At 63.8% G+C, this 24,029-nt stretch carries 19 protein-coding genes and 1 pseudogene; 11 read left to right on the forward strand and 9 right to left on the reverse strand.

Annotation, left to right across the window (positions count from 1 at the left end; genetic code table 11):
* Window positions 1–64: 64 nt before the first annotated feature.
* Together PZH32_RS06650 and PZH32_RS06655 are read right to left on the reverse strand one after the other, a co-directional pair.
* Complete coding sequence (locus tag PZH32_RS06650; RefSeq protein ID WP_275207072.1) at window positions 65–364, reverse strand: addiction module antidote protein; 300 nt, start codon at window positions 362–364, stop codon at window positions 65–67.
* A complete protein-coding gene (locus PZH32_RS06655) occupies window positions 357–665 on the reverse strand; it encodes a type II toxin-antitoxin system RelE/ParE family toxin (RefSeq protein ID WP_275207074.1) in 309 nt (102 codons plus the stop codon). The genes PZH32_RS06650 and PZH32_RS06655 overlap by 8 nt, the downstream gene beginning before the upstream one ends.
* Before the next feature lie 629 nt (window positions 666–1,294).
* Here PZH32_RS06655 and PZH32_RS06660 point away from each other — a divergent pair.
* The 7 genes and pseudogenes from PZH32_RS06660 to PZH32_RS06680 all read left to right on the forward strand — a co-directional run bounded on the left by PZH32_RS06660 (window position 1,295) and on the right by PZH32_RS06680 (window position 5,534).
* On the forward strand, window positions 1,295–1,903 hold the full coding sequence (locus tag PZH32_RS06660; protein ID WP_275207075.1) for a hypothetical protein: 609 nt from the start codon (window positions 1,295–1,297) through the stop codon (window positions 1,901–1,903).
* A gap of 239 nt (window positions 1,904–2,142) precedes the next feature.
* The gene (locus PZH32_RS06665) at window positions 2,143–2,982 is read left to right on the forward strand and encodes an energy-coupling factor ABC transporter ATP-binding protein (protein WP_275207077.1); all 840 of its coding nucleotides are present in this window, start codon (window positions 2,143–2,145) and stop codon (window positions 2,980–2,982) included.
* A complete protein-coding gene (locus PZH32_RS06670; RefSeq protein ID WP_275207078.1) occupies window positions 2,979–3,956 on the forward strand; it encodes an energy-coupling factor ABC transporter ATP-binding protein in 978 nt (325 codons plus the stop codon). The genes PZH32_RS06665 and PZH32_RS06670 overlap by 4 nt, the downstream gene beginning before the upstream one ends.
* A 1-nt stretch (window position 3,957) precedes the next feature.
* Complete coding sequence (locus PZH32_RS06675) at window positions 3,958–4,725, forward strand: energy-coupling factor transporter transmembrane component T family protein (RefSeq protein ID WP_275207080.1); 768 nt, start codon at window positions 3,958–3,960, stop codon at window positions 4,723–4,725.
* A 116-nt stretch (window positions 4,726–4,841) separates the two neighbouring features.
* Window positions 4,842–5,168 carry a helix-turn-helix domain-containing protein gene (locus PZH32_RS14235; RefSeq protein WP_428994021.1) on the forward strand — a complete coding sequence of 109 codons (327 nt, stop codon included), beginning with the start codon at window positions 4,842–4,844 and terminating at the stop codon, window positions 5,166–5,168.
* A pseudogene (locus PZH32_RS14240) lies at window positions 5,158–5,370 on the forward strand (HipA N-terminal domain-containing protein); the annotation flags it as partial. The gene PZH32_RS14235 and the pseudogene PZH32_RS14240, both read left to right, overlap by 11 nt.
* Window positions 5,371–5,396: 26 nt before the next feature.
* Window positions 5,397–5,534 carry a hypothetical protein gene (locus PZH32_RS06680; RefSeq protein WP_275207082.1) on the forward strand — a complete coding sequence of 46 codons (138 nt, stop codon included), beginning with the start codon at window positions 5,397–5,399 and terminating at the stop codon, window positions 5,532–5,534.
* A 5-nt stretch (window positions 5,535–5,539) separates the two neighbouring features.
* Here PZH32_RS06680 and PZH32_RS06685 read toward each other — a convergent pair whose 3' ends face one another.
* From PZH32_RS06685 to PZH32_RS06700, 4 genes are all read right to left on the reverse strand, one after another.
* Entirely contained in the window at window positions 5,540–6,199 is a 660-nt protein-coding gene (locus tag PZH32_RS06685; protein ID WP_275207084.1) for a DUF6320 domain-containing protein, read from the reverse strand.
* Complete coding sequence (locus PZH32_RS06690; RefSeq protein ID WP_275207086.1) at window positions 6,196–7,557, reverse strand: phthiocerol/phthiodiolone dimycocerosyl transferase family protein; 1,362 nt, start codon at window positions 7,555–7,557, stop codon at window positions 6,196–6,198. Before PZH32_RS06690 ends, PZH32_RS06685 begins: the two co-directional genes overlap by 4 nt.
* Window positions 7,530–8,546, reverse strand: a complete 1,017-nt coding sequence (locus tag PZH32_RS06695; protein WP_275207087.1) for an alpha/beta hydrolase — start codon at window positions 8,544–8,546, stop codon at window positions 7,530–7,532. The genes PZH32_RS06690 and PZH32_RS06695 overlap by 28 nt, the downstream gene beginning before the upstream one ends.
* Window positions 8,547–8,815: 269 nt before the next feature.
* Window positions 8,816–10,384, reverse strand: coding sequence for a C69 family dipeptidase (locus tag PZH32_RS06700; protein WP_275207089.1), 1,569 nt, complete (start codon window positions 10,382–10,384; stop codon window positions 8,816–8,818).
* Between the two features lie 648 nt (window positions 10,385–11,032).
* Here PZH32_RS06700 and PZH32_RS06705 point away from each other — a divergent pair.
* Window positions 11,033–13,216: a HelD family protein gene (locus PZH32_RS06705; RefSeq protein WP_275207091.1), complete on the forward strand. Its 2,184-nt coding sequence runs from the start codon at window positions 11,033–11,035 to the stop codon at window positions 13,214–13,216.
* Here PZH32_RS06705 and PZH32_RS06710 read toward each other — a convergent pair.
* The 3 genes from PZH32_RS06710 to PZH32_RS06720 all read right to left on the reverse strand — a co-directional run bounded on the left by PZH32_RS06710 (window position 13,213) and on the right by PZH32_RS06720 (window position 16,234).
* The gene (locus PZH32_RS06710; protein ID WP_275207093.1) at window positions 13,213–14,538 is read right to left on the reverse strand and encodes an MFS transporter; all 1,326 of its coding nucleotides are present in this window, start codon (window positions 14,536–14,538) and stop codon (window positions 13,213–13,215) included. The genes PZH32_RS06705 and PZH32_RS06710 overlap by 4 nt on opposite strands.
* A gap of 147 nt (window positions 14,539–14,685) precedes the next feature.
* A complete protein-coding gene (locus tag PZH32_RS06715) occupies window positions 14,686–15,498 on the reverse strand; it encodes a MerR family transcriptional regulator (protein ID WP_275207094.1) in 813 nt (270 codons plus the stop codon).
* A gap of 103 nt (window positions 15,499–15,601) precedes the next feature.
* Window positions 15,602–16,234, reverse strand: a complete 633-nt coding sequence (locus tag PZH32_RS06720) for an NAD(P)-binding oxidoreductase (protein ID WP_275207095.1) — start codon at window positions 16,232–16,234, stop codon at window positions 15,602–15,604.
* Window positions 16,235–16,391: 157 nt separating this feature from the next.
* Here PZH32_RS06720 and PZH32_RS06725 point away from each other — a divergent pair, with 157 nt between their 5' ends.
* From PZH32_RS06725 to PZH32_RS06735, 3 genes are all read left to right on the forward strand, one after another.
* Window positions 16,392–16,589, forward strand: a complete 198-nt coding sequence (locus tag PZH32_RS06725; protein ID WP_275207096.1) for a hypothetical protein — start codon at window positions 16,392–16,394, stop codon at window positions 16,587–16,589.
* Window positions 16,586–21,748, forward strand: a complete 5,163-nt coding sequence (locus PZH32_RS06730) for a DEAD/DEAH box helicase (RefSeq protein WP_275207097.1) — start codon at window positions 16,586–16,588, stop codon at window positions 21,746–21,748. Before PZH32_RS06725 ends, PZH32_RS06730 begins: the two co-directional genes overlap by 4 nt.
* A 554-nt stretch (window positions 21,749–22,302) precedes the next feature.
* Window positions 22,303–23,784: a helix-turn-helix transcriptional regulator gene (locus PZH32_RS06735; RefSeq protein WP_275207099.1), complete on the forward strand. Its 1,482-nt coding sequence runs from the start codon at window positions 22,303–22,305 to the stop codon at window positions 23,782–23,784.
* Window positions 23,785–24,029: the final 245 nt, after the last annotated feature.

Raw genomic sequence — 24,029 nt, forward strand, 5'->3', positions numbered from 1 at the left:
GGTTCGCATGACTGGGGAGACGCTGCGCGAGCGTCGACCGTGCCTGTGGCTGAGGATAATGGGCTTAGGCCGTTACGGTTGTCTTGGGCGCTACTTGGAATTCGAGACCCATGGTGTCGAGAACTTTCGCCACGGTCGAAAAGCGCGGGTTGCCCGAGCGGCTGAGAGACTTGTAGAGGCTCTCACGGCCGACGCCGATTTCTCGGGCGAGGCTGGTCATGCCCTTGGAACGGGCGACAATGCCCAGCGCTTCTGAGAAGAGCGACGGATCGTTGAGCTCAAGTACGGCGTTCATGAACTCGATAACGTCTTCTTGCGTATTGATGTCCGCAGCTGCATCCCATTGCTCCCATTTCTCAGTCATGATTCTTCCTCCATTCGTTAAGGATCGTTCGAGCTTGGGCGATATCCCGTGCTTGGCTTGTCTTGTCGCCGGCCGCCACAAGCAGTAAGAGCTCGCTGCCCTGAAGCGACGCATAAATGCGATAGCCTGGGCCGAAGTGGAAGCGAAGCTCTATAAGATCGTGGTCAAGGGGCTTCCAATCACCAAACAGGGCACCGTGGTGCTGCATCTGCGCGATTCGAGCGTTGATGCGCATTTTGGCTCGGGTGTCTCGTAGGTTTCGCATCCAGCGACGATAGGTAGAGCTGGCTTCAATTCTCACAGTTCCCTCCTGTATTGTATCTTAAAAGATACAATAGTCAACTTTCCCATGTTGGTTGTCAGTTTGACACGAGGAGGCTTCGGGTCGTTATCTCACAAACGAACAGGGGATTTTATTTTGCGCAGGTGTCGCATGACCGAGGAAACGCGGTGGATACCGTTCGCAACAAAATTGAAACTGAAGGCTTGCGTCCGTGCTTTGTTGTGCTAAAGTACGGCCCAGCAATTGAATAGACCTGAAACCGATGAGGCGAAAGTCAAGCCATCCGGGCACTCCCAGAGAGCGGGCGTAGCTGAGATTCCCGCAGAACGCCAGATGGTAAATGGATCGCCGAGGGAAAGGGGAAAGGCCGCTGCGGTTTGTATCCGCAAGGCCGAGTATCTGGACCGTGAGCCTGCGTTAAAGGCAGAATGGGTGATGGCCCGTTCACGAGAGGGTTCGCAGCCGCGAGCCAATTAAAGGTGGCACCGCAGATCTTTAAGGGATCTGTCCTTTAAGCAAAGGACAGATCCCTTTTTTGTTGGATCGCCTCTCTCGATCAGCGTCGGCACAGGGCAATTGCGAAGACAAGGAAAGCTTGCGAAAGGCAAGCGCAACCGGGCCCTGTGCCCAAGAAAGGACTGATCGAAATGGCAGAACTCCGTATGACCGCTGACGGCGAGACCGCAACCCCCGCTACGGGCGCCAAGCGTGCCGTGGCCACCCAGGACAAGAAGGGCCTGGCCATTCAGGACCTCATCCTCGTGGCTGTGCTGCTGGCCGCCGGCGCCGTGCTGAAGCTGACCGTGGGCAGCCTGCTGGCCTCCTTCGGCATGAAGCCGAACTTCATCATCGCCGCCTACTGCCTGGCTATCATCATTATTCGCCCGAACGTGGCCCAGTCGTTGGTGATCGGCCTGATCGCCGGTCTCGTGTGCCAGATCCCCATGCTGAACGCTACGCCGCTGCTGAACATCCCCTCTGAGCTTTTGGGTGCCCTGGCCTGCGGCCTGCTCATCCACGTGCCCATGAAGATCGGCAAGCTGGACATCAACCCGCTGGTGAACACCTTCATCTCCACCTGCGTGTCCGGCTTCACCTTCGCAGCGCTGTCCGTCTATATCAACGTGGTATCCGTCGGCGGCGACTTCGCCGTGGCCATGGCCGCCTACGTAGCCATCGTCCTGGGCACCGCCACCTTCAACTGCATCTTCGTTCAGATCCTGGCCACCCCCCTGAAGAAGGTGCTGAAGCGCTAACGTATTCCGTTCGCCCTGGCGGGACGAACGGACCTGTCGGAACCTCGCTAATGTTACGAACGGCCAGTGACTTTTCGAGTTCGAGTTGAGCTCGGCGGGGACACGGGGTGCCCTGACCGAGCGAGTTCCGCAGCGACGAAAACAGTCCAGTGGACTGTTTTCCAAAACGAGGACTGTTTGAGCGAATCAGGGTACCCCGTGGCCCCGCCCTCGTGGGAGTTGCAACAAGAAAGGCAAGCATGATCGAGTTCAAAGAATTCAGTTTCCGGTACCGCGAGGGTGCCGAGCCGGTGGTGAAGGACATATCCCTGACCATCCCCGACGGCACCTTCGTCGGCATCACCGGAGCGGCGGGGTCGGGCAAGTCCACCCTCACCTACGCCATCAACGGCATCATCCCGCACTGCTATCCCGGTGATTTCTACGGCGCCGTCAGCGTAGAGGGCTGCGACACCGTGGAAACCTCGCTGACTGATCTGTCGCGACTGGTGGGCAGCGTGTGCCAGGACATCGATTCGCAGATGGTGTCCACGGTGGTGGAGGACGAGATCCTCTACGGCCTGGAGAATTTCGCCGTGCCGCGGGAGGAGATCCCCGCGCGGGTCGATGAGGCCCTGGCCTCCATGGGCATCGAGGACTTGCGCGACCGCACCATCGACAGTTTGTCCGGCGGCCAGAAGCAGAAGGTGGCCGTGGCTTCCGTGATTGCCTTGCATCCGAAAGTGCTGGTGCTGGACGAGCCTACCGCTGAGCTGGATCCGGCTTCTTCCGTAGCAGTGTTCGACTTGCTGGCCCGCTACGCGCGCGAACATGGCACGACGGTCATTGTGGTGGAGCAAAAGATCGCGCTTTTGTCTGATTATGCCGACCTGCTGGTCATTGTGGATAACGGTCGCATTCGCTTCGCCGACACACCCGACGCGGTGCTGGCCCACTCCGACGAGCTGCTGGCCCTGGGCGTGAACTGCCCGCGCGCCACAACGCTTATGAACGCCCTGGGCAAGCAGGGGCTCTATGACGGCCCCACGGTGCGCAACGTGGCCCAGGCGGTGGCAGCGCTTCAGGAGGTGCTCGCATGATTGAGTTCAAGAACGTCTCGGCGTCCTACGATGGCGAGTTGGCGGTGCTGCGCAACGTCAGCTTTACGGTGAGCGACGGCGACTTCGTGGCCTTTGTGGGCACCAACGGCGCCGGCAAGTCCACCACCATGCGTCTGGCCAACGGACTCCTCAAGCCAACGGCGGGCGAAGTGCTGGTGGACGGCGTGCCCACCACGGCTTTAAAGACCAGCGAACTGGCCCGCAAGATCGGCTTCCTGTTCCAGAACCCCGATCGGCAAATTTGCTGCAACACCGTGCGCGAGGAGCTGCTGTTCGGCTTTAAGGCGCTGGGCGAGGAGGGTCCCGAGGCCGAGGCCCGCGTAGACGCCATGATCGAGCGTTTCGGCTTCGATGGCGACGCGGAGCCCTACCTGCTGAACCGCGGCACTCGTCAGCTTTTGGCCCTGGCTTCCATCATCGTGCTGGCGCCGCCCACCATCATTTTGGACGAGCCCACCACGGGCCTTGACTTCCGCGAGTGCGTGAAGGTCATGGACATTGTGCGCGAGCTGAACGAGGGTGGCACTACGGTCATCATGGTGTGCCATGACATGGAGGTGGTGGGCGACTTCGCCCGCCGCGTCATTGCCATGACAGCCGGCCAGGTAGTGGCCGACGGGGCCACCTTCGATGTGCTCCGCGACGGCGCGGTGCTGAAGGCCGCTCACATTCTGCCGCCCCAGGTAAGCGAGGTATCCATGATTCTTGGCCGCCCGCCCGGCTGTGCCCCCGCCGTGGCGGCGGCGAACACGGTGCCCCAGATGGTGGAGGCCGTGGCTCAGGCGAAGCAAGCCGAGCTGCAGGATGTGGCCGAAGCGGCGGCGCTGGCCGACGATGTGCTGGCGGTGCTGGCTGCCGAGCAAGGTGCCGCGGCGGCGGGCATCGTGGAGGCGCCGGCCGATTACGAGGCGCCGACGGCGGCGACAGGCACGAGCGAAGAGGAGGGCTGCTAAGATGGCGAAGTTTCTGGAATATGTGCCGGGGGACAGCATCCTGCACCGCATGAACCCCAGCGTGAAGCTCATCTGTGCCGTGCTGTTCGCCATTGCCTGCTTTGTCACCAGTAACCTGGTGTTTCTGGTTGTGCTTTTGGCGGCGGCCTTGGCGCTGGCCGTCTCCTGCGGTCTGGGCCGTGAGACGGCGGGTCTGTGCAAGGCGGTGTTTGCGTTCTCGCTTATTTTGGCGGTGGTGATCCTGCTGACCACGCCCTACGGCGTGCCGCTGGTGCCGCTGCCTTGGGGCTTCATCGGCACCGGCAGCCTGCTGGCGGCGCTGACGGTGATGGTGCGCCTCATGGCCGCTGCCATCCCGCTGTTCTTGGTGTTCTACGTCACCAAGATGAACGACATCACGAACTCGGCCGTGAAGCAGCTGCACGTGCCCTATAAGTACGCGTTCACCTTCACCAGCACCGTGCACTTCATTCCCGTGTTCATGAACGACATGGCCGGCATCATGGAGGCCCAAACGGCCCGCGGTGTGGCTTTTGACGGCTCTCTCGTGCAGAAGGTGCGCCTCATGATCCCCCTGTGCGTACCGCTGCTTATCAGCTCGGTGCGCAAGACGAACTCTGCCGCCATTGCCGCTGAAGTGCGCGGCTTCAACCTGCGTACCCGTGCCAGCGGCTACAAGGAGTACCCCCTCGGTGCGTCCGACTACGCCGCCATTGTCGCCTGCGTGCTGGTACTCGCGGCCGCCATTATCGTGGCGGTGGTGGGGTAGGGGCTCCTCCATCAGATCGCAACTTTTCAGCACTTCCTATAACGGCACTATTTTACCTATTACATTTTCGGTAAAATAGTGCCGTTATTTGTATTTCTGCGAGAGGGGGCTGCCCTATGAACGCAACGGTGTTGGCGCGCTCTATTGGAATCAGGGTGCGAAGTTGCAGGCTTGCTCGCGGGCTTACGCAGTGTCAGCTGGCAGAAATGGCCGGTGTGTCTGAGCGCCTGATCCGACTTCTCGAGTCAGGGGAAGCTTCCGGTATCGGTTTGGAGAAACTTGCCCTCATTCTGACTCCGCTCGGCCTTGATCTTCGCCTGATCGATCTTGAATGCGATGGGTGCGAAGTGCGGCATGAGCCCGTAACGCAGTCGGACGATTACGCTGTTCTCCTTCTGCGTACGGTTGATAGCTGGACGGACGGGGGCCACGATGGCGAATAATGCGCTTCAGGTAAGTATCGCTGGAGAGTGCACTGGCGTAGTGCAGCAGGAGGCAAACGGTTCTCTCTCCTTCTCTTACTTCGAGGACTATGCTGGCGTTCCTCTTTCTCTGGCGATGCCCGTATCCAATAAAGTATTCGGCGATAAGCTCGTAAGGCCGTTCCTGTTTGGGCTTTTGCCCGACAGCCTTGAAGTGCGAAGAAGCCTCGGACGGGAAAGATGGCGGCCTTGGGCAAGCGCATACCCGGCACGCTGGACGAGGTGCTTGCCGACCATTCGACTCTGCCGGGTATTGACGAGCTTGGCAGCCGCCTGCATCCGCTCGTGGCAGAACTCTGCGAGCGCTCGCTGGCGCGGCTGGGGTAGGGTATCTACTTCACCGAGAACAGCTTCCTCGCCTCACGGCCGAAGCGGCCCTTGGTGAACAGCAGCAGCCCGGCCAGGAACAGCACGGCGGCAGCCACGGATGCCCAGGCCAGGTAGGGCCAGGTAACTTGGCCCAGGGCCAGGGACAGGGCCGGTACGGCGCCCAGTACCACGTCGTAGATAAGGTATTTCGCGTAATCGGTGACGAACGTGCCGCGAAACACCCCTACGAGCACAGCGTCGAAGAGGATGGCGAGCAGGCTGATGCCGGGAATGACGAAGGTAGTAACGGCCAGGTTGCCCGTGGCAATGAACCACAGGGCGGCCACGGCCAGGAGCACCAGGAAGTAGCGCTCGATGAGTCGCAGAAAGTCCGGCGCGTGCACAATCATGTTGCGCACGAACAGATAGTTCAGGGCTAGGGCAATTACGGCGGCTGCCACGGAAAGCGGCGAGCTGCCCAAGGCAATGCCAAGGGTCACCGTGCCCGCAGCGATAACCAGGCTGGCGATGAGCAGCACGCGACGCGCCAAGGTGCCCGTGCGCACGAAGGTGTTGGCGGGGAAGGGCGACGGGGTTTCGGGACCCGTCAGGGCTGTGCCGCAGAGGGGGCAGCGGTTGAGGTTGCCCGTATAGTCAAGATGGCATGCGTCGCAACGTTTCATGAGCGTCTCCCCACCCGGCCTTGGTCGCGGCGCGGCGCGGCGGTCTTCTGCTGCTGCCATGCGGCCCCGGCGGCCAGAAGCCGGTCTTCCAACTGGGCTTCTTTCAGATCGTGATCCACCTCTGCGGCTTCCTTGTTCACGTTGGCGAAGCCCGTGATACCCTCCTCGGCCAGAAGGCGCACCAGGTGGCGCGCCGCGCGCAGGCTGATGAGGCGGCTGGAAATGCCGATGCTCAAATCGTCGCCGTAGGTGCTGATGATGAAGTTCAGGCTGGCAGGCGACGTTAAGGCGCTGATGCCTTCGACGTAGGGCGCTGCGGCCTCATCTACGGTGACGCGTCCCAGACTGGAAACGGTGCAGGTAACTTCCCGGGCCGTTTTCCAAGCGGCAAGATCCAAGGCAAGATCCTTCACGAACAAGGGGGCCATGCGCAGAAACGGGTTCTTCTCCAGCTTGACCATGGTCATCATGCGACGCTTCAGGGCCGCGGGCTCCGTGCCGTCGGTCATCTGCTGCTGCACCTGGGCGGCAATCTGCGCCAGGGTCTCGTCGGTGTCGCCGGGGGTGTAGCTGACGAAGGCCAGGCCGAAGAAGTTGCGCAGGGTGGTGGAGCCGAAAAGTGAGCGCAGGTCGACGGGCACGTCCATGTGGATAGCGCGGTTGCGCTCCGAGGGAGGCATCTCGGCACGTAGGGCGGCAATAACCGCGGCGATGAGCCAACTGGTCACCGTGGCGCCGGCCGTCTTCGCCCGAGCATGGACGGCGGTCGCGGAATAGTGAAGCTCCAGATAGGTGAAGTGCTCGTCGGTCTTCCATCCGGGCAGGCGGAAGATCTTGGGTTGGTCGGTGGATCCGGCCGCGTCTCGGTCGTAGTGGGCCGAGAAGCTATCCTCGGTTTTCGCCGCCTCAGTGCCCGGGTAGGGCTGCTGGCTGACGGGGGCGCCGTAGCGCTCATGGGCGTAGGCGGCCAGCAGGGCCTTCAGGAACTCGAGGCTTCCGCGGCCGTCGGAAATCATGTGGGACACTTCCACGTTGATGCGCCGCTGGTAATACGTGACGCGGAAGAGCACGCTTTTGGGCCCCGTGTGCAGTCCGTAGCAGACCGGCAGCGTTTCCGGCTGGACTGTGGGCGTGGTTTTCGCCGGTTCCAGGTAATGCCAGAACAGGCCGCTGCGCAGACACACGTTGAAGCCGGGGAAGCGCTCGATGGTGGCATCGAGGGCGCGCTGGAGCGCCGCGGCATCCACGGGTTCGGTCATAGTGGCCGCCAGGCGGAACACGGTCTGGTTCGAGCTGCCCGCCTGGGAGGCGTAGAACTTTCCGACGTTGTCTAGTCGGTACCAAGCAGGGGCAGCCATGGCAGAGCGCCTTCGTCGGGGAGGTCCTCGTCGTCGAGGAAGTTTGCAATGAGCCGATAGGTGTCGCGCACCAGCGAGAGCACCGATGGGTAGAGGAAGTATCCGTGAATGGCGTCGTACATGCGGCAGCACACCACCTCGTTGCCCTCGGCTTCCAGTCGCGCCGCGTAGGCCTCGCCCTCGTCACGCAAGGGGTCGTACTCGGCGGTCACAATAAGGGTGCGAGGCTGGTCGGCCACGCTGGAGGCAAGCAGCGGCGCGAAACGGGAGTCGTTGAAATCCTCCGGCTTGGCCAGGTACAGGTTGATGTAGGTGACAATGTCCTCGCGGGTAAGCAGATAGTCCTCGCCGTTTTCCCGCACCGAATCGAACAGGGTGGTTAGGCTGTGGTCGTTGTAGGTGAGGGGGTACAGCAGCACCTGAGTGCGCACGGCGAAGTCGCCGCGATCGCGGGCGAGAAGCGACACGCCGGCTGCCAAGTTGCCGCCGGCCGAGTCGCCCATGAGCACGATGTGCTTGGTCTTCACGTCGGGCAGAAGCGTGCCGGCGTACAGCTGCCGGGCCACCTCGTAGCAATCGTCCAGGGCCGTGGGGAACTTGTGCTCGGGGGAGCGGCGGTACTCCACGGACAGGACGCGGCGTTCCAGCTTCAGAGCCATGCGCTGGCAGGCGTCAGTGTAGAAGCCGATATCGCCGTTGGCGAAACCACCGCCGTGGAAGAACAGGATGGTGCCGCGGTAGTCCTCGTTCACGTGGAGTCCCGTTTTCAGGGACAGATCGATGTCGAGGGGCGTGAACAGGCGCAGCGGGATCTCGTAGCCGTCGGCCGCGGTGGCCGTCAGATCGTCGATGCGGCAGCGCGGGTCCGCGATGGTGAGCTTCGCCGCCGCCTCTTCGGCCTTGCGCTGATCGGCCCAGGAGGCCGAGGTGTCGGGCATGATGCGCGTGAGCGTTTTTATGGCGGCCTGCAGGGCCGGGTTCATAGACATAGGGGCATCCTTTCGGGCGGGGAGCGCTTGGCTGCGTGGGTAGCAAGCGAGCTTGGAACTGGCCTTTCGCTTGCCGGGGGGCGAGGTTGCGCTCCGACGGCTTGACGATGCGTAAATGATGAGTCTCATGCTAACGAAAGCGGGCCTGCTCTCAAAGAGAAGCAGGCCCGCTGGCGACAAACGGTAACCGCGGGGTGCAGCAAGCTTTGGGTGCCGATACGCGAAGAATGGATACCCTGATCAGATCAAACCTGCGGATCCGCTGCTTCCTAGTGGTCGTTCATATTAAACGCATTTTTCATTTCGACCGTGCGCTGGTCAAGGACGGCGCCCAGCACGACCTGGGTTTGGACCTGCACCTTGTCGATGAGCGCCTGGTTGGCGTCGGCCAAGGTGGTCAGCACCTGCGGATCGTCCATGTTGTCCAGGTCAACCTTGCCTTCCTTCGCCAGCTTGGCAAGGGCAGCGTCGGTTTCGTGCAGCGACTGATAGCCCTGGGCCATGGTGTTCAGGCGATAGGCCTGAATGGCCTCGTAGCTTTCGAAGAACTGCGGATCGCCCAAGCCGCCGATAAGGCGGTTGTTCCAGTACAGGCTGTCAGTGGTTACCTTCGTGGGCGTGTCCAGATAGGCGGGCATGGCCTTCACGTTCGCATACATGGCCACGGCGGTGTTGAAGGGGCCGGAAGCCGGGGCGAACCAGTGCACGCCGCGCAGCGCCTTCGGGGCGTTCGGGCGGATGCACAGGATGGAGCACTCGGAGGTGCGGTCGATACCGATGAAGCGGTACTGGTGACGGGTAGCGGGCGTGCCCTTGGTGCCGTAGCAGTCGTACTCGGTGCCGTCATAGGTAGTGGCCAGCCAATCCTTCACGTCCGAGGCCGACAGCTTCTTGTCGGGGCGCAGGGCCCAGGGGATGTCCAGGCTCTCGGGACCGAACTCGGGCGCCGGGCCCTGGAAGCGCGGATCGGAGGGCGTCAGGCGGCTGCACAGATACCACTTGCGCGGGGCGTTGTAGAGCTGGTCGAGCCAGGTGTAGGTGGAAAAGGCAATGCGGGCGTTGAAGTAGCGGGGCAGGCCCTCCACCATTTCCTGGGGCTCGTCGCTGGCGGGCATGTCCATGAGCAGGTCGTGATCGCGGATCCACTCGGCCAAGTCGGCGCTGCACATATAGTCGCACTGATCGCCCAAAGCGTCGGCCAGGTCGAAATGATCGATGCCCTGGCGGTTGGGCTGCACCACGTAGCAGTCATCCGGCACGCGGCGGGCAATCCAATGGTGGCCTCCGATGTTCTCCCAGTACCACACCTCGTGGGCGTCGCCGAAGGCCACGCCGTTGGTTTCGTAGGTGCCGTACTGCTCCACCAGGGCGCCCAGGCGCTTCACGCCTTCGCGGGCCGTGGTGATGTAGGGCAGCGTGATGGTGGGCAGGTTCTCCTCGCCGATGCCGCCGGGCACTTCCGGCTTGTAGTCGGCGTCACCCGGCTTGCCCTGGGCGGGCTGGTACACCACCAGCGGGTCGGCGCCCAGCACGCGGGCATTGGCCGAGATGGTCTCGGTGGCCGACATGGACACGTTGGCGGCGTTGATACCAGTTTCGGCCCAGACGCCATTGGAGGGGTCGGCATTCGGGGTGCAGGTATAGCGCAGAGGGTTGTCGGGCAGTTCGATGGTCAGGTGGCTGGCCACGCCGGTGTAGGTGCGCGGCTGGTCTTCCGGGTTCACCACGATGAGCTTCTTCGGATCGAAGGAGAAATCCTCGCCGTCCTCGTTGCGGGCGACAATGGTAGACCCGTCGTTGGTGGCCAAGCGGCCGACGAGCAGGGTTGTGCAAGCCATAAAAGGCCTCCTTTTCGAATGGCCGTGCGGCGCGCATGAGCCTTAAGCCCGCCGGGCGGCTGGTTTCGTACTCTTTCGGTATACGCTGACCGCAGGGTTGGCGGGGGGAGTGCCCCCAGTTTGTCAACAAGCCGAGGGCGAATGGGAAAGCAGGGGATAATCAGGGGCCGCCGAGCGCGTCTACTCGCCCCAGCAGTTGGGTACGGGGATGTTTGTGGACGTTTGATGAAGGTCGGTGTTGTGGAGGGAGGGAAGGGACATACGCGCCGCTACCATAGCCAATCCGCCTCGATGTCGACGCGAATCTGGCCTTGCAGCCCCGCCGACCGCTCAGGTGTGTGAACGAGCTGATCGATTTATGTGGTGCCTTAATGAGCACTGCGATCGAATTCCCTTTCTTTTTTCAGCTCGCGACTAATCCTAATCATTTTCCTTGTGCGGACCCCGCTGATTGCCGGGCCTTCTTTGCGTGCGTCCTATCGGGTCCTGGGAGCCTGCAGCTTCGTTGACCCCAGCACGGGTTGTTCACGTTGGCATTCCGGCGTGGATTGCGCCCGTTGCTGACCCGATAGCGTTATAGGCGCGGGCCGTTGATGTCGCGTGAAGGGCTAGAGAGTGTTGCGAGTCGATAAAGAGAGAGGAGAGGTCATGGGGCTGCAAGAGATGTTGCCTGCTGTCGGAGAAGCGGTGCGGGAGGACGGAAAGCAAGGTTCGGAGAGCTCTTGGGCAAGTACGGCTTCGTCCAGGGAGGCCGAAGCGGTGACGGTGGAGGAGGAAGAGCGGGCTCACCTGGCAATGGTGGAGCGCCACATCGAGGAGGCACGGCTTCGGGCCGATGGCCTTGCCGGGCGCATGCAGGCCGCTCATGACGAAACCGGAGCCTATCTGACTCAAGCACGGGGAGAACTATCGCCCGAAGATGCGCATTTTTCTGCCCTTGAGTTGGGCCGCATGGGGGTGCAAGCGGCGACGGCCCAAGGGTCGAGCGAGCGCCTTGCGAAGTTGGCCGCGGTACCTTATTTCGCTCGCGTCGATTTTGCCGATGCCGAAGGCGAGCAAGTGACCTACCTGGGCCGTTTTGCGTTCAGCTGGCGCAATCAGGCGGTGGTTTCGGATTGGCGCAGTCCCGTAGCGAGCCTGTTCTACGACTTCGAGCCCGGTCCGGCGTTCTTCGAGGCGCCAGCGGGGCGACGTGAGGGTACACTTATGCGCAAGCGCCAAATAGGTATTGAGGACGGGCAACTGCGCTATGCCGCCGACTCCTCCTCGAGTGTGCGCGACGAAGTGCTTGTTCAGGCGCTCTCGCGTACAGCCGACGCGAAAATGCACGATATTGTTTCTTCTATCCAGCAAGAGCAAAACGCTATTATCCGCGACGAGGCGCCGGGCACGCTGATCATTCAAGGGGTGGCGGGCTCAGGCAAGACTTCCATCGCGCTGCATCGTATTGCCTACTTGCTGTATCGGCAGAAAGAGCGCCTGAACGCGCACTCGGTGGCTATTCTTTCGCCCAACCAAGTTTTTTCCGACTATATTTCCGGCGTTTTGCCCGAGTTGGGCGAAGAGCCCGTGATGCAATGGAGCCTCTACGGCTTCGCCCAGCGGCTTTTAAGGGGAGTGGCCAAGGTGCAGCCGCCGCGCTCTTGGGCGGATGAGACCGATCTTGCTCGCATGGTGAGGGTACGGGCGAAGGGCACCGAGGAGTTTGCCGATGAGCTGGCATCGTGGCTTGACGGTCTCATGGCGGCCGAAGGGGCTCATCTCGTCTTTGATCCCCGTGATCTTCCCGTGGGCGGCGCCACCGCGGAGGCTTCGTGGCTGGCCGAGCGATTTGCCGCCTATGCGCCGGTGCCCTTCAGCGAACGTCTCGACCTCGTGGCCGGAGATGCTCGCGAGCAAGCTCATGGTCAGACGTTCGGCCGTTACGCCCAGACACTGCCCACGCGACGTGAGCTCGCGGGTCGCCTGCGGCGCATGATGACGGCGAAGAACGCGCCTGCGCTGTATCGACGGTTCCTGGCGGAGACGGGGCGCAGTGCGCTGCGCAAGGTTCCTGCGTCGGGGGTGGTGGAATGGGAGGATGCCTTTCCGCTGGCGCTGTGCCATTGGGCCTTCGAGGGAGCCGACGGTTTTGACGGATGTAGTGAGGTACGCCATTTGGTAATCGACGAGATGCAGGATCTGTCGCCGGTGGCCCACGAGGTCATCGCCCGGACCTTCCCTTGCGACAAGACCATTTTGGGCGACGTGAACCAATTGGTGGACGACCGTGAGGCGACGGCGCCTTCGGCGGTGGCGGCTCGCTATCCTGGGGCGCGGATTATGTCGCTGATGCGCAGCTATCGCTCGACCTGGGAGATAACGGCTCTGGCTGCGCAAGTGAAGCCTATCGCCGGCCTTGAGGCTGTGCAGCGCCACGGCGAGGAGCCGCGTTTGGTGCGCTGCGGAGACACACGCGGGGTGTTGGAGGCGATAGACGACGCTGTGGCTCAATGGCAACGTGGTACCCGACGCACCTTGGGCATTATTGCGAAGTCGGATTTCCTTGCGGCGCGCTACGGAGAACTCATGGCTCGCGACCACGAGCTCACCCTGCTGACTGACGAGACCGATGAATATCCCGGCGGTCTGGTGGTGAGCTCGGTGCGTTTAGCGAAGGGCTTGGAGTTCGACGAAGTGGTGCTTTTGGATGTGGACGCGCGGCAGTACGCGACAGAGTCCGATCGCAATTTGCTGTATGTGGCCGTTACGCGTGCCATGCATCGCTTGGCCATTCTTTTCCGCGATGAACCATCGCCGCTCTTGGGAAAAGCGACGGCCGAGCGCGCCTAGTCGCAGCAGCGATCGGGCATGGGGATGGCGGGGCGCTCGAGGTCGTCCATATTGTGCAGACTCGGGGTGGTCAGGGCCCAGGCGGTCACGGCACCCCAGCAGGCGATGAGCCCCACGCCGGCCACGGCGAGCCCCGCCGTCTTCACCACCACCGAAGTGGCGAATACGGCTACGGGCGCGGCTACCAGCATGAGCGAATTCTGGGTGCCCAGGGCCGCACCGCGGTTCTCGGCAGGAATGCGGTCGAAGACGAAGAATCCAAGGAGCGCCGAGGCCGGTCCGGCCGAAAGACCCAGCAGAGCGGCACCACCGACCATAACGGGGAAGGTCGGCAGCAGGCCCATGGTCAGCAGCCCCAAGGCCATGCCGAACATCGACAGGGCGAACCACGTGCGACGACGCAGCTTGTGGGCCAGGGCCGAATAAGCCAACGAGCTGACCAGCATGCCGGCGGACATGGCTGACAGCACGTAGCCCAAAAGTTCGGGGGTGCCGGCGTTCGTGAAGTGCACGGGCAGCACCAGGCCCTGGAGCGAGCCCATGACCATGACGATGCCGAAGGTGAGCAGCATGCTGGCACGCAACAGGGCGTCGCGCTTGAACAGCACCGCCACGCCCGATTTGAGGGAGCTCAGAGCGTCACGGACAACGCCGCGCGAGGTGGTGGCCGGGGCGGTCTCGGCGTCCTGCGCGCCGGTGCGGCCGATGGCGCGGGGCAGCGTGAGGGTTACGAGCGCCGCAGCCAAGGACATGGCGGCGGTGAACCACAGGGCGCTGGCGTCGCCGATAGCGGTCATGAGGAAGGCAGCTAAGGCCGGGCCCACAATGACCGTGAGCGAGTCGAGGGACTGGGTGAGGCCCATGAACTTCTGCAGGCTCTTGCCATCGCGCTCGCAGACGGCGGGCAGCAGCGCATCGCGGGCGGTCATGCCCGGAATATCACCGATGGCGCCCACCAGTCCCAACACCACGAACCAGCCGAAGCTGAGACCCCAGATCATGTCGACCACGGGCAGCAGGGCCACCGAGGCGGCGGACATCAGATCGGAAATAATGGACACGTTGCGGCGGTTGAAACGGTCGATGAGCGCACCGCCTACCAGGCCGATGATCATCTGGGGCGCGGCGCAGATAAGCGCCAGAGTACCGGCGGCCAAAGGGTCGCCCGTGGTGGCCAACAGGATCAGAGGCAGGATGACGCCGGCGACCGAGTTGCCCAGAAGCGACAGGGCGCAGGACAGCAGGTAGCGCGGGGAGACAGGGGCGCCGAGGGAGAACGGCCGCGGTCCAGGGGCGGTCGGTTCGGCGCGATGCGGGGCCATAGCGATTCCTTTCTCGAGTGGTTTGTTCGAGAAGGCAGTAAAAACTATGACGTTGCGTCGGGGTCAAACGGTCTGTGAAGGAGTTGTGAGGTGGGTGGCGAAGGTTGGGGGAGGGCGGTCAAAGGGCGGGGTAGGGGCATCGCGCAGCTAGGTGTGCGGGAGTTCTTTGGTGGCTCGCGCTTCCAGAATCTCGCCGATGGCGCGCTCAATGCGCTCGTTCACATCGCGCTGGGCCTCGTTGAGCGACTCGTTGGCCAGTTCTTCGAGGAGTTGCTCTTCCTTGGTGGCTTCGCGCGTCCAGTTGGCAGCGTCGAACTGCTCGATGAGGGGCGCCAGCAAGTCGAGGGACTCGCTAACAATGGCCGCGCGCTCGGCTTCGGGAGCATCGGGGGCGAGCTGTGAGCAGCGCTGGTCGAGGGACTCCATGGCCGCGGCGAAGGAGGTGTCCTGCATGTGGGCCGCTACTCGCTCCAGTTCGGCCATCTCGCGATCGCCGTAGAGATGGCTTGCCACCACCAGGGCGGCATGGCTTGTGGCGTCGGTGCTGTTACCGACAATGCCGCGGATGGCGCGGCCAAAGCGCACGGGCATGTCGGGTGAGAGCTGCTCGGCCTTGAGGGCGGCAATGGTATGCCGCTGCTCTTGAAGGGCCTCGATTTGCAGGGCCAACTCGCTATCGAGCTCGTCGAGGGCCGAGAGCGGCGAAAGGCCGGCTGCTTTGTCGTCGCCGTCGGTTGTGGCCTGCTCGTCCATCTCTTCGAGCAGCGCTCCGATGCGGGCGAGGGGGAAGCCCAGCGAGGCCAGGCGCTTGATGCGCAGGACCCGGGCCAAGTCGGCGGCGGTGTATTCGCGATAGCCGTTGGCGGAGCGCGGCGGTTCGGGCAGGAGTCCCAGCTGATGGTAATGGCGCAAGGTGCGCACGGTCACGCCGGCCGTTTTCGCCACCTCGTTGCTGCGCATGGGGCTCCCTCCCGTTGGTCTGCCTGGTAGTGATTGAAGTGGGGGGCGGCTCCGTTATCTTGAGCGCGCCGTCCCCAGGAGTTCCCTATTCTACCGCTTTTCGCTACAGCGTCTTCAGGGCCTTATCGATGGGCTCGTCGCCGCTTACTACCATGATGAGCTTGCCGTAGGTGTTGTGCAGTCCGCGCACCTCGGCCAGCACCGCGGCCACGTCGGCCAGAGGGATGCTGCCCTCGTGGGCCGGGTTCACCTGGATGTGTCCAGTCGGTGCGTCCTCGGTGAGGAAGCCGGCCTGCACGATGGTGTAATCGAGTCCGCTGTTCTCCAGCCATTTATCGGCGAAGAATTTCGCGATGTTGTAGTCGGTGAGGTCGGCAAGGCCCTTCTCGGTCTCCCAGCGCTCGGGCTCGGTGGCGAACATGGAGCTGAGCATAACGAAGCGTCGCACGCCGGCGCGCTTGCAGGCCTCGATGAGCTTGACAGCGCCGAAGGCGTCGGTTTGCAGCAGATCGGCGCCGCGGGAGCCGGCCACAAAGTACACGGTCTCGCAGTCCTTTACCGCTCCGGTCATGGTGTCGACATCGCTGTGGAAATCAAAGGTTACTGGGTGGACGTGGTCGCTGTAAGGAGTCAGGGGATGACGGCTGGCAGCCACCACCTCGTGCCCTTCGTCGGCCAAAAGGGATACCAGAACCTGCCCCACGCGCCCAGAGGCGCCACCTACAAATACCTTCATAACATGCCTCGATTCAGTAGACTGACAGATGCGCGTCCTTGGAAGCGCATTTCTTGATTGTGGTACGCTGGATGCAAGAAAAGTCGAACGACCTTGGGCCGTTCCAGAATTGAAAGGTTCCCGTTGTCCTAGGGCTTCGGGGCAGGAAAGGGCGGGCATGAACGACCAAGAGCGCTTGGCGCAGTTCGAGGGGGTGCTGGCTGATTTGGTTGCGGAGAACGCGCTGGTGCTTCAGCAGCTTGAGGCTTTGCGTGCCCAGGGGAAGGTGAAGACGGCCACCTATCAGCAGCTGACGGCGCGGAAATTGGCGCTGAAGTCGACGCTTGCGCTCTTCGAGGAGCGGGGTCTACTGTGAGTGTTGTGGGCAACAGCTCCATGGATGGCTTCTCCGCCTGGGCGCAGCGATGGTTCGCCGAGGCGTTCGGCGCACCTACGGCAGTGCAGGAGCGGGCGTGGAAGACCATTGCGGCGGGTGATAACGCGCTCGTTATCGCGCCTACGGGTTCGGGCAAGACCCTGGCAGCGTTTCTGTGGGCCATCGATCGGCTCATGGCCGAGAAGGCGGCAGCCATGACGGCGGGCGAGAAGTGGGCTCCTGGCGCGCGGGTGCTCTACGTGTCGCCCCTGAAGGCTCTGGGGGCCGACGTCGACCGCAACCTGCAGGGACCGCTTTCGGCTTTGTCTGCGCTGGCAGCTGAAGAGGCGGCCGTGATGGGCGGCAAGGCGCCCGAGGTGCGCACCGCTATGCGCACGGGGGACACCACGCCCGACGAGCGTCGGAAGATAGTGCGCAATCCACCGGACATCCTCATCACCACGCCGGAATCGCTCTACCTCATGCTGACTTCCCAGGCGCGGGAAGTGCTTCGCTCGGTGGAGACGGTCATTGTGGACGAGGTCCACGCCTTGGCGGGCGACAAGCGCGGGGCGCATCTTTCGCTTTCGCTGGAGCGCCTTGATGATCTGCTGGAGCAGCCCGCCCAGCGCGTGGGCCTTTCGGCGACGGTGCGCCCTCGCGAAGTAGTGGCGCAGTTTTTGGGCGGCAGCCATCCCGTGACGGTGGTGGCCGAGGAGGCTCCTCCCTCCCTTGATCTTTCGGTGCGCGTGCCCGTGCGGGACATGACGGCGGTGCCAGCTTTCGAGGGTTTTGCGGGGGCGGGCGACGGGACGCGGGTGCGCGGCGCGGGTCCGCGGCGCGCTGCCGTTGAGAACGCCTGGAAGTCCGACCGGGCCCTGCGCGCGGTCATGGCGGCAGAAGAGGGGAAGGGCCCCGCGCCCCATCCCGACAGCCGCCTGGGGTCATCTTCTATCTGGCCGCACATCGAGGCGGCCATTCTCGACGAAGTGCTGGCCCATCGCTCCACCATCGTGTTCGTGAACTCCCGTGGGCTGTGTGAGAAGCTGACGGCTCGTTTAAACGAGCTGTACGCTAAGCGCTTGGGGCTCGATGCGCCCCATGCCGAGAGTGCCGGGTATTGGGCGACTGCGGGGAGCGGAGACGCAGGAGTTGAAAGCGATGACAGCGCCATGGCGGCAGTGCATGGTGGACGGTCGGCGGAAGTGCGCGGCGTGCGCACGGGGACTGATCCGATGGCTGCTGCGCCAGGGATGGCCTTCCGCTCCGATATCGGGTCCACCACCAAGCTGGTCACGGAGCCTTCGGTGCTGATTGCGAAAGCGCACCACGGATCGGTGTCCAAAGAGAAGCGCTTGCAGGTGGAGCGCGAGCTGAAAAGCGGCGAACTTCCCTGCGTGGTGGCCACCTCCAGTTTGGAGCTGGGCATCGATATGGGCGCCATCGACCTGGTCATTCAAGTGGCGGCACCCTATTCAGTGGCCAGCGGCCTGCAACGGGTCGGTCGTGCGAACCACCAAGTGGGCGGTCGCTCGGTGGGCATTATGTACCCGCGCACCCGCGTGGAGGTCATCGATGCCGCTGTTATGGCCGAGGGCATGGAGGCCGGTGCCATTGAGGCCACGCGCCTGGTGGAAAACGCGCTTGACGTGCTGGCTCAGCAAACGGTGGCCGCGGTCTCTATGGTTTCCGACGGTCTTGCGGCCGATGAGTGGCTGGCCATCGTGCGTCGCTCGGCCTGCTACGCCGACTTGCCGCGGCGCTCCTTCGAGGGTGTCCTCGCTATGCTGGCGGGCCGCTATGGCTCCGGCGAGATTGCCGAGTTCGCACCGCGCCTTTTGTGGGATCGCGAGACGGGGCTTTTGAAGCCGCGTCCTGGTTCCCAGCGCTTGGCCGTCACGGCAGCAGGCACTATTCCCGATAGGGGCATGTTCTCGGTGGTGCTGCCCGAAGGCGACGCCCGTCAGGGGCGTCGGCGCGTGGGGGAGCTGGACGAGGAGATGGTGATGGAGTCCCGGGTGGGCGACATCATCGCCCTGGGTACTAGCACCTGGCGCATCAAGGAAATCGGCGCTGATCGCGTCATAGTGGAAGCGGCGCCGGGCCGGGCGGCGCGGTTGCCGTTCTGGCACGGTGAGGCCGTGGGGCGCCCTTACGAGACGGGTCGGGCCCGCGGCGCCTTTGTGCGGGCTCTCGATGCCGGGGTGCCTTCTCGCGGCGAAGAGGCCGAGGAGTCGCTGACCCCGACTTTGAGCGAGCGGTTGCAGGCCGACGGTCTCGATGCCAGCGCGCGAAACAACCTGGCGGCTCTGGTGGGCGCCCAGCGTTCGTGCACGGGGGCGGTGCCCACCGATCGCATGATAGTTATCGAGCAGTGCGCCGACGAGACGGGGGATTGGCGGGTCATCCTCCATTCCCCGTTCGGGCGTCGCGTGCACGAGCCGTGGGCCTTGGCCGTGGCCCACCGTATCAACAGCACGTTAGGCTATGACCCGCAGGCCGTAGCGGCCGATGACGGCATCGTGCTGCGTGTGCCCATGGGGGAGGAGTCCCTGCCCGGTGCCGAGCTGTTCTTGTTCGACCCCGATGAGCTGGAAGCTGTGGTGCGGGATCGGGTGGGGTACACCGCCCTGTTCGCGGCCCGTTTTCGCGAGTGCGCGGCTCGCGCGCTGCTTATGTCGCCGACGGCGCCCGGCAAGCGGGCCCCGTTGTGGCAGCAGCGTTTGAAAGGCGGCCAGCTTTTGGAGGCCGCGCGCCAGGAGGAGGATTTCCCCATCATTTTAGAGGCGCTGCGCGAGTGCCTGCAGGATGTGTTTGATCTGCCAGCCCTGCGCGAGGTGATGACAGGACTGGCCGCCGGCGCCATTAAAACGGTGGAGGCCCAAACGGCGGTGCCGTCGCCGTTCGCCGCGCCCTTGGTCTTCGGTTATTTGGGCGAGCATCTCTACGAGGGCGATTTGCCCCACGCAGAGCGCCAGGCGTCCCTGCTGGCGGTAGATCCGACGCTGCTTGCCGAACTGCTGGGATCGGGGTCGGTGGAGGAGGTGCTCGACCCTTCGGTGGTGGCCCAGGTTCAAGCTGAACTTCAGCGCATGGCCCTTGGCTGGCGGGTGAAGGGCGTTGAGGGGGTGGCCGACCTGCTGCGCGAGCTGGGACCGCTTTCGGTGGAAGAGGTGGCCGCGCGGCTTCAGCCTGTCGATGGCTCCCGCACGGCGGCGTCGAGCGCTGCGGCGGATTTGGCGTCGGCCGATGATGGCGGCGGTGTTTCCGTGACTCTTGCGGAGGTGGAGAGCCTTCTCCGGGCTCTCGAAGTTGAGCGCCGGGCCTTTCCCGCGGAGGTTGCCGGGTGCACCCGATGGGTATCGGCCGATGATGGGCCGCGCTTGAGTGCTGCCTTGGGTGTCAAGATTCCTTCCTGGGCCGAGGGGCTGATGAAGCGGCGCTTTCCTCTTGACGGCCTGCTAGCACGATTCGCACGCACGCGCGCTCCCTTCGCAACCGGCGAGGCGACCGAAGGTTTCGGGCTTGGCACAGCACTTGTGCAGGAAGCACTCGAGCGCTTGACGGCCGAGGGACAGCTTCTTCGGCTGGGGTCCGACCGCTGGGTCGATGCCGGGGTGCTTCGTCGCTTGCGGGCCCGTTCGCTGGCTAAGGCGCAGGAGGCTGTCAAGCCTGTGGCACCCGCGGTCTTCGAGCGCTTTTTGCTGCGTCGGCAAGAGGTTGCCAGCGTGGAGGAGGGCGCTCTGCGGGGCGTCGAGGGCGTGGCGGCGGTGATCGCCCAGTTCGAGGGCGTGTACCTGCCGCCGGCATTCTGGGAGGCCGTCGTGTTCCCCGCTCGCGTGATTGATTATCGGCCTGCTTACTTAGACGAGCTTCTGTCGTCCGAGGAGGTGCTGTGGGCGGCGCGCGGCGCGGATGGTCAGGAGCATGCCTCGTTCGAAGTGGCTTTCTTTCCCACGGATTCGCCCTTGGCGCCGTTGCCGTGGGATGCGGCACTGGGCGTGGCTGAAGAGGGCATGGCAGAGCCGGGGACTCCCGATGCCACTGACGATTCGGTGTCGCTGCGGACGGCGGTTCGCCAGGTAATGGCCACACAGGGTCCGCTTTCTTTCCGAGCGCTCGTGGAGGCGGCGCAGCGACGTCTGGGCGGCTCTGCGCTTCTCGAGCGCGACGTGGCCGACGCTCTTGGAGCGTTGGTGCGGGAGGGCATCGTTGCCAGCGACAGCTTCGCCTTCCCGCGGGCTGGCGGGACGGCTCAGCCGCCCGTGGCGCGTTCCGGCGGCCAAACGCCGCCGCCCTCGCGACGCGCGACCAGTCGCCGCGGGCGTTCGCTGCGCTCGGAAATGCGCCGCCAAGCTCGAGCAACCGTTGTGGCGCGCCAGGGGGCCGCTGCCGCCTTCGATGGCGCTCTGGCGGGCCGCTGGATGCTCTTGGCGCCCGCGGAGGCGTCGAGCACGGTGCAGGCCGTAGCGCTCGTTGAGTCGCTTCTTGATCGCTACGGCGTCATCACGCGTGATATTGCGTTGCAGGGTGGTGTTCCGGGCGGCTTGTCGACGCTCTATCCCGTGCTGCGCGCCATGGAGGATGCCGGCGAGTTGACCCGCGGCCACTTCGTGGAAGGTCTGGGGCCGGCGCAGTTTGCCGCGCGGGAGACGGTGGAAGTGCTGAGACGCATGGCCGAGGGGGGAGACGGCGGAGCTGGGCACGAAGTAGGCTCTCTGGTTGTGGTGGCGGCCGACGATCCGGCTTGCCTTTACGGCGCAGGGCTTCCGTGGCCGCCGGTGATCGAACTCGGCGGTGAGAACTCGGAGGCAGAGGCTGCCCCCGATTCACTTGCGCTTACCGTACGGCCGAGCCGCCGTGAGGGCTCTCTGGTGGTACTCGCTGCGGGAGCGCCCGTGCTTTGGGCAGCGCCGCGTCTCAAGGGGCTGGTGACCTTCACCGAGGACGAGGGGATGCTGGCAGATGCGGTAGCGGCCCTTAAAGATCAGGTGCTGGCCACTCTCAAGCGCGCGGGCGCCGAGGCGTCGCGCAAGAAGATTGTCGTGGAAACCTGCAACGGCGTCGACGTGCTGGCCACGCCTCTGGCCGCCTTGCTTCAGCAGACGGGGTTTGCGCGCCTGCCGAACGGAATGCGCCTGTACGCCAGCCCGTTCTAAGGGAGCTTGCAGGCCGTTTCGAGGACGCTGGAGCTTAGGCGGTCCGCCGCGGGGAGGCGATTGCTCGAACTGGCTTACATACGTTGTCGTAAACGCGAAACGGGCGCCGCGCTTCTCTCGGAGCGCGGCGCCCGTATTCGAATATGCCATGAACTGCGACCCCCTCAAAATCGCAGGAGGCAACGGAGTTGGTAAAGAAGGAGGGCGATGGCCAGAAAGGAGAGCCATCGCCCGGAACGCCGTTGAGCCGAGCGGACGACGTTCGGTGAAGTCCTAAGCGGGGGCGGGGCCGGCCTGACCTCAATGGCCCCAAAAAGATCATCCCGGTGGGAGACCGCCCCCTGAGGAACGCGCTTACTATAGGATGCGGTGGCCTGGGGGGAAATCGCCTATCTTCGGTAAAGGCATCACTCTTTTTAGGTAGGGTCGAAAATATCATCTTGACCACGGGTTTTTCTCGGCATCGGCGAGCCGTTTTGCCCGTGCTAGAATCAGAAAGAAGATCCAAGGGGCGTTGCGAGCGACGTCGCTGAGGCACGAGAGGGGGCGGAACTATGGCGGGTAGGGCAATACCCAGCTGGGCAGCGGGCGATCCGTCGTCGATGCCGTTTGTTCTGCGCCCGATTCATGGCGCCCTGGCGGCGTTCGTCTTGACGTTGCCGGCCTATACTCCGACGCTTTCCTACTTCTCCGGGGCTCCTCAGGCGTGGGCCCTCAGCGACGCCTTTCTCTTCGCCCTGCTGCTCGGGGCGCTTCTTGTTGCCGTTCTTATGACTGTCCGTGGGCTGCAGACGTCACCGCAGGTTCGTGAGGGCGGAATTTCGTCGCGCGTGGCCGTGGCGGCTTACGTGGGCGCCATCGCGCTGTTTCTGGCGCTGCTGTTCCAAGAGCAGCCCGTGCCCTTGCTTGCCACGTTCGCAGGGTTTGTCGCCGGCGCTGCCTTGCCGATACTGGTGACTGCTTGGGCTCGCATGGTGGCTGTGCCGATGGATCGGGCGCTTTTACTTTGCGGCTTTGTCGGTGTGGTGGTTTCGTTTCTGGGGTGGGTGCTCTCGCTGCTGCCCGTGCATCTGTTGGTGCCGGTGTACGGCGTGCTCGTGCTGGCGGGCGTGGTGCCGCTCTGGGTTGGTGCTCGGGTGCAAGGGACGGGCGACGGTTTCCCGGAGGCCGCTCCTCGGGGTGCCCTGCGGGACCTCCTTTCGGTTACGTGGCTGCCCTTGCTAGGACTGGCGGTTTTCGCGTTCATGACAACGGTGATGGCGCACAGTGCGTTCGGCGTGGTGCAGGCCACGTTCCTCGGTGGCGTGCTGGCGGCCGTCATTGTGTTCGGCGTCTGTTTCCTGTGGGGGCGCAAGCCACTGCTGCCCTGGTGCTACCGCGTGCTCGTTCCGCTGCTGGGGGCGGTGTTCGTGGTGCTGGGCGCCTTCCCCGCCGACACGTTCCCGCGCGAGGTGTCCGTGGTGGCGCTGTATCTTTTCTATCTGGCGCTTGCTATGCTGGGCTGCGCTTTGTTCCTGGCGGTGGTGCATGCCCGCGAGCTGCCGGCGCAGGCTGCTGTGGGCTTCGGCGTCAGCGTGGTAGCACTGGCGGCGCTGATGGGGTGCATCCTTTCCCAGGTGCTCCAGGTTGCGGCTGATTTCTCACCGTGGCTCACCGTCCTTACCGGTGCGTTTATTGCCGTGCTGCTGGTGTTTTTGGGGCGCACGGCATGGGACGAACTGGGCGAACTGCAAGAGGCGCGGGCTGCCGCGACTGCCGAGGCGACCGAGGGAGCTCTGGTGGCTGACAGCGTCCTGGCCGATTTGCCCGTGCGGGTGCCTCTCGAGGCGCGCTGTGCCGCCCTGGCCGAACGGTTCGGCTTGTCCCCGCGCGAGGCGGAAATCCTCGTGTACCTGGCGCGCGGTTTCTCTCCCACGTACATTGCCAAGGATCTGGTGCTTTCCGTGAGTACCGTGCGCACCCATGTGCGCAACATCTATCGCAAGCTGGGCATTGGCAAGCGCGAAGAGCTCATCCACCTGGTGGACGAGGAGTAGGGAAGCGACTCTCTTAAACCACGGTGATGCCGGGGCGCTCCGCCACCTCCTGGCGAATGGCATCGGCGAGCGCAAGGGCCGCGAGTTCCCTTCTCGGCGGCGGTCTTCACTGCAACGGCCTGCGGGCAAGGTTGTGCGCCTTCTCGTGTACAATGACCTTTCAGAGAAGAAGTGGCGCGGGGGAGGAGATTCCCATGGGTGCGACGACAAGCTATCGGCAGAAACAGCGTGGCAGCGTACGGTGG

Origin of the sequence: Adlercreutzia equolifaciens, assembly GCF_029076695.1 — a bacterium.
In the GTDB taxonomy this organism is placed as follows: Bacteria; Actinomycetota; Coriobacteriia; order Coriobacteriales; family Eggerthellaceae; genus Adlercreutzia; species Adlercreutzia equolifaciens_A.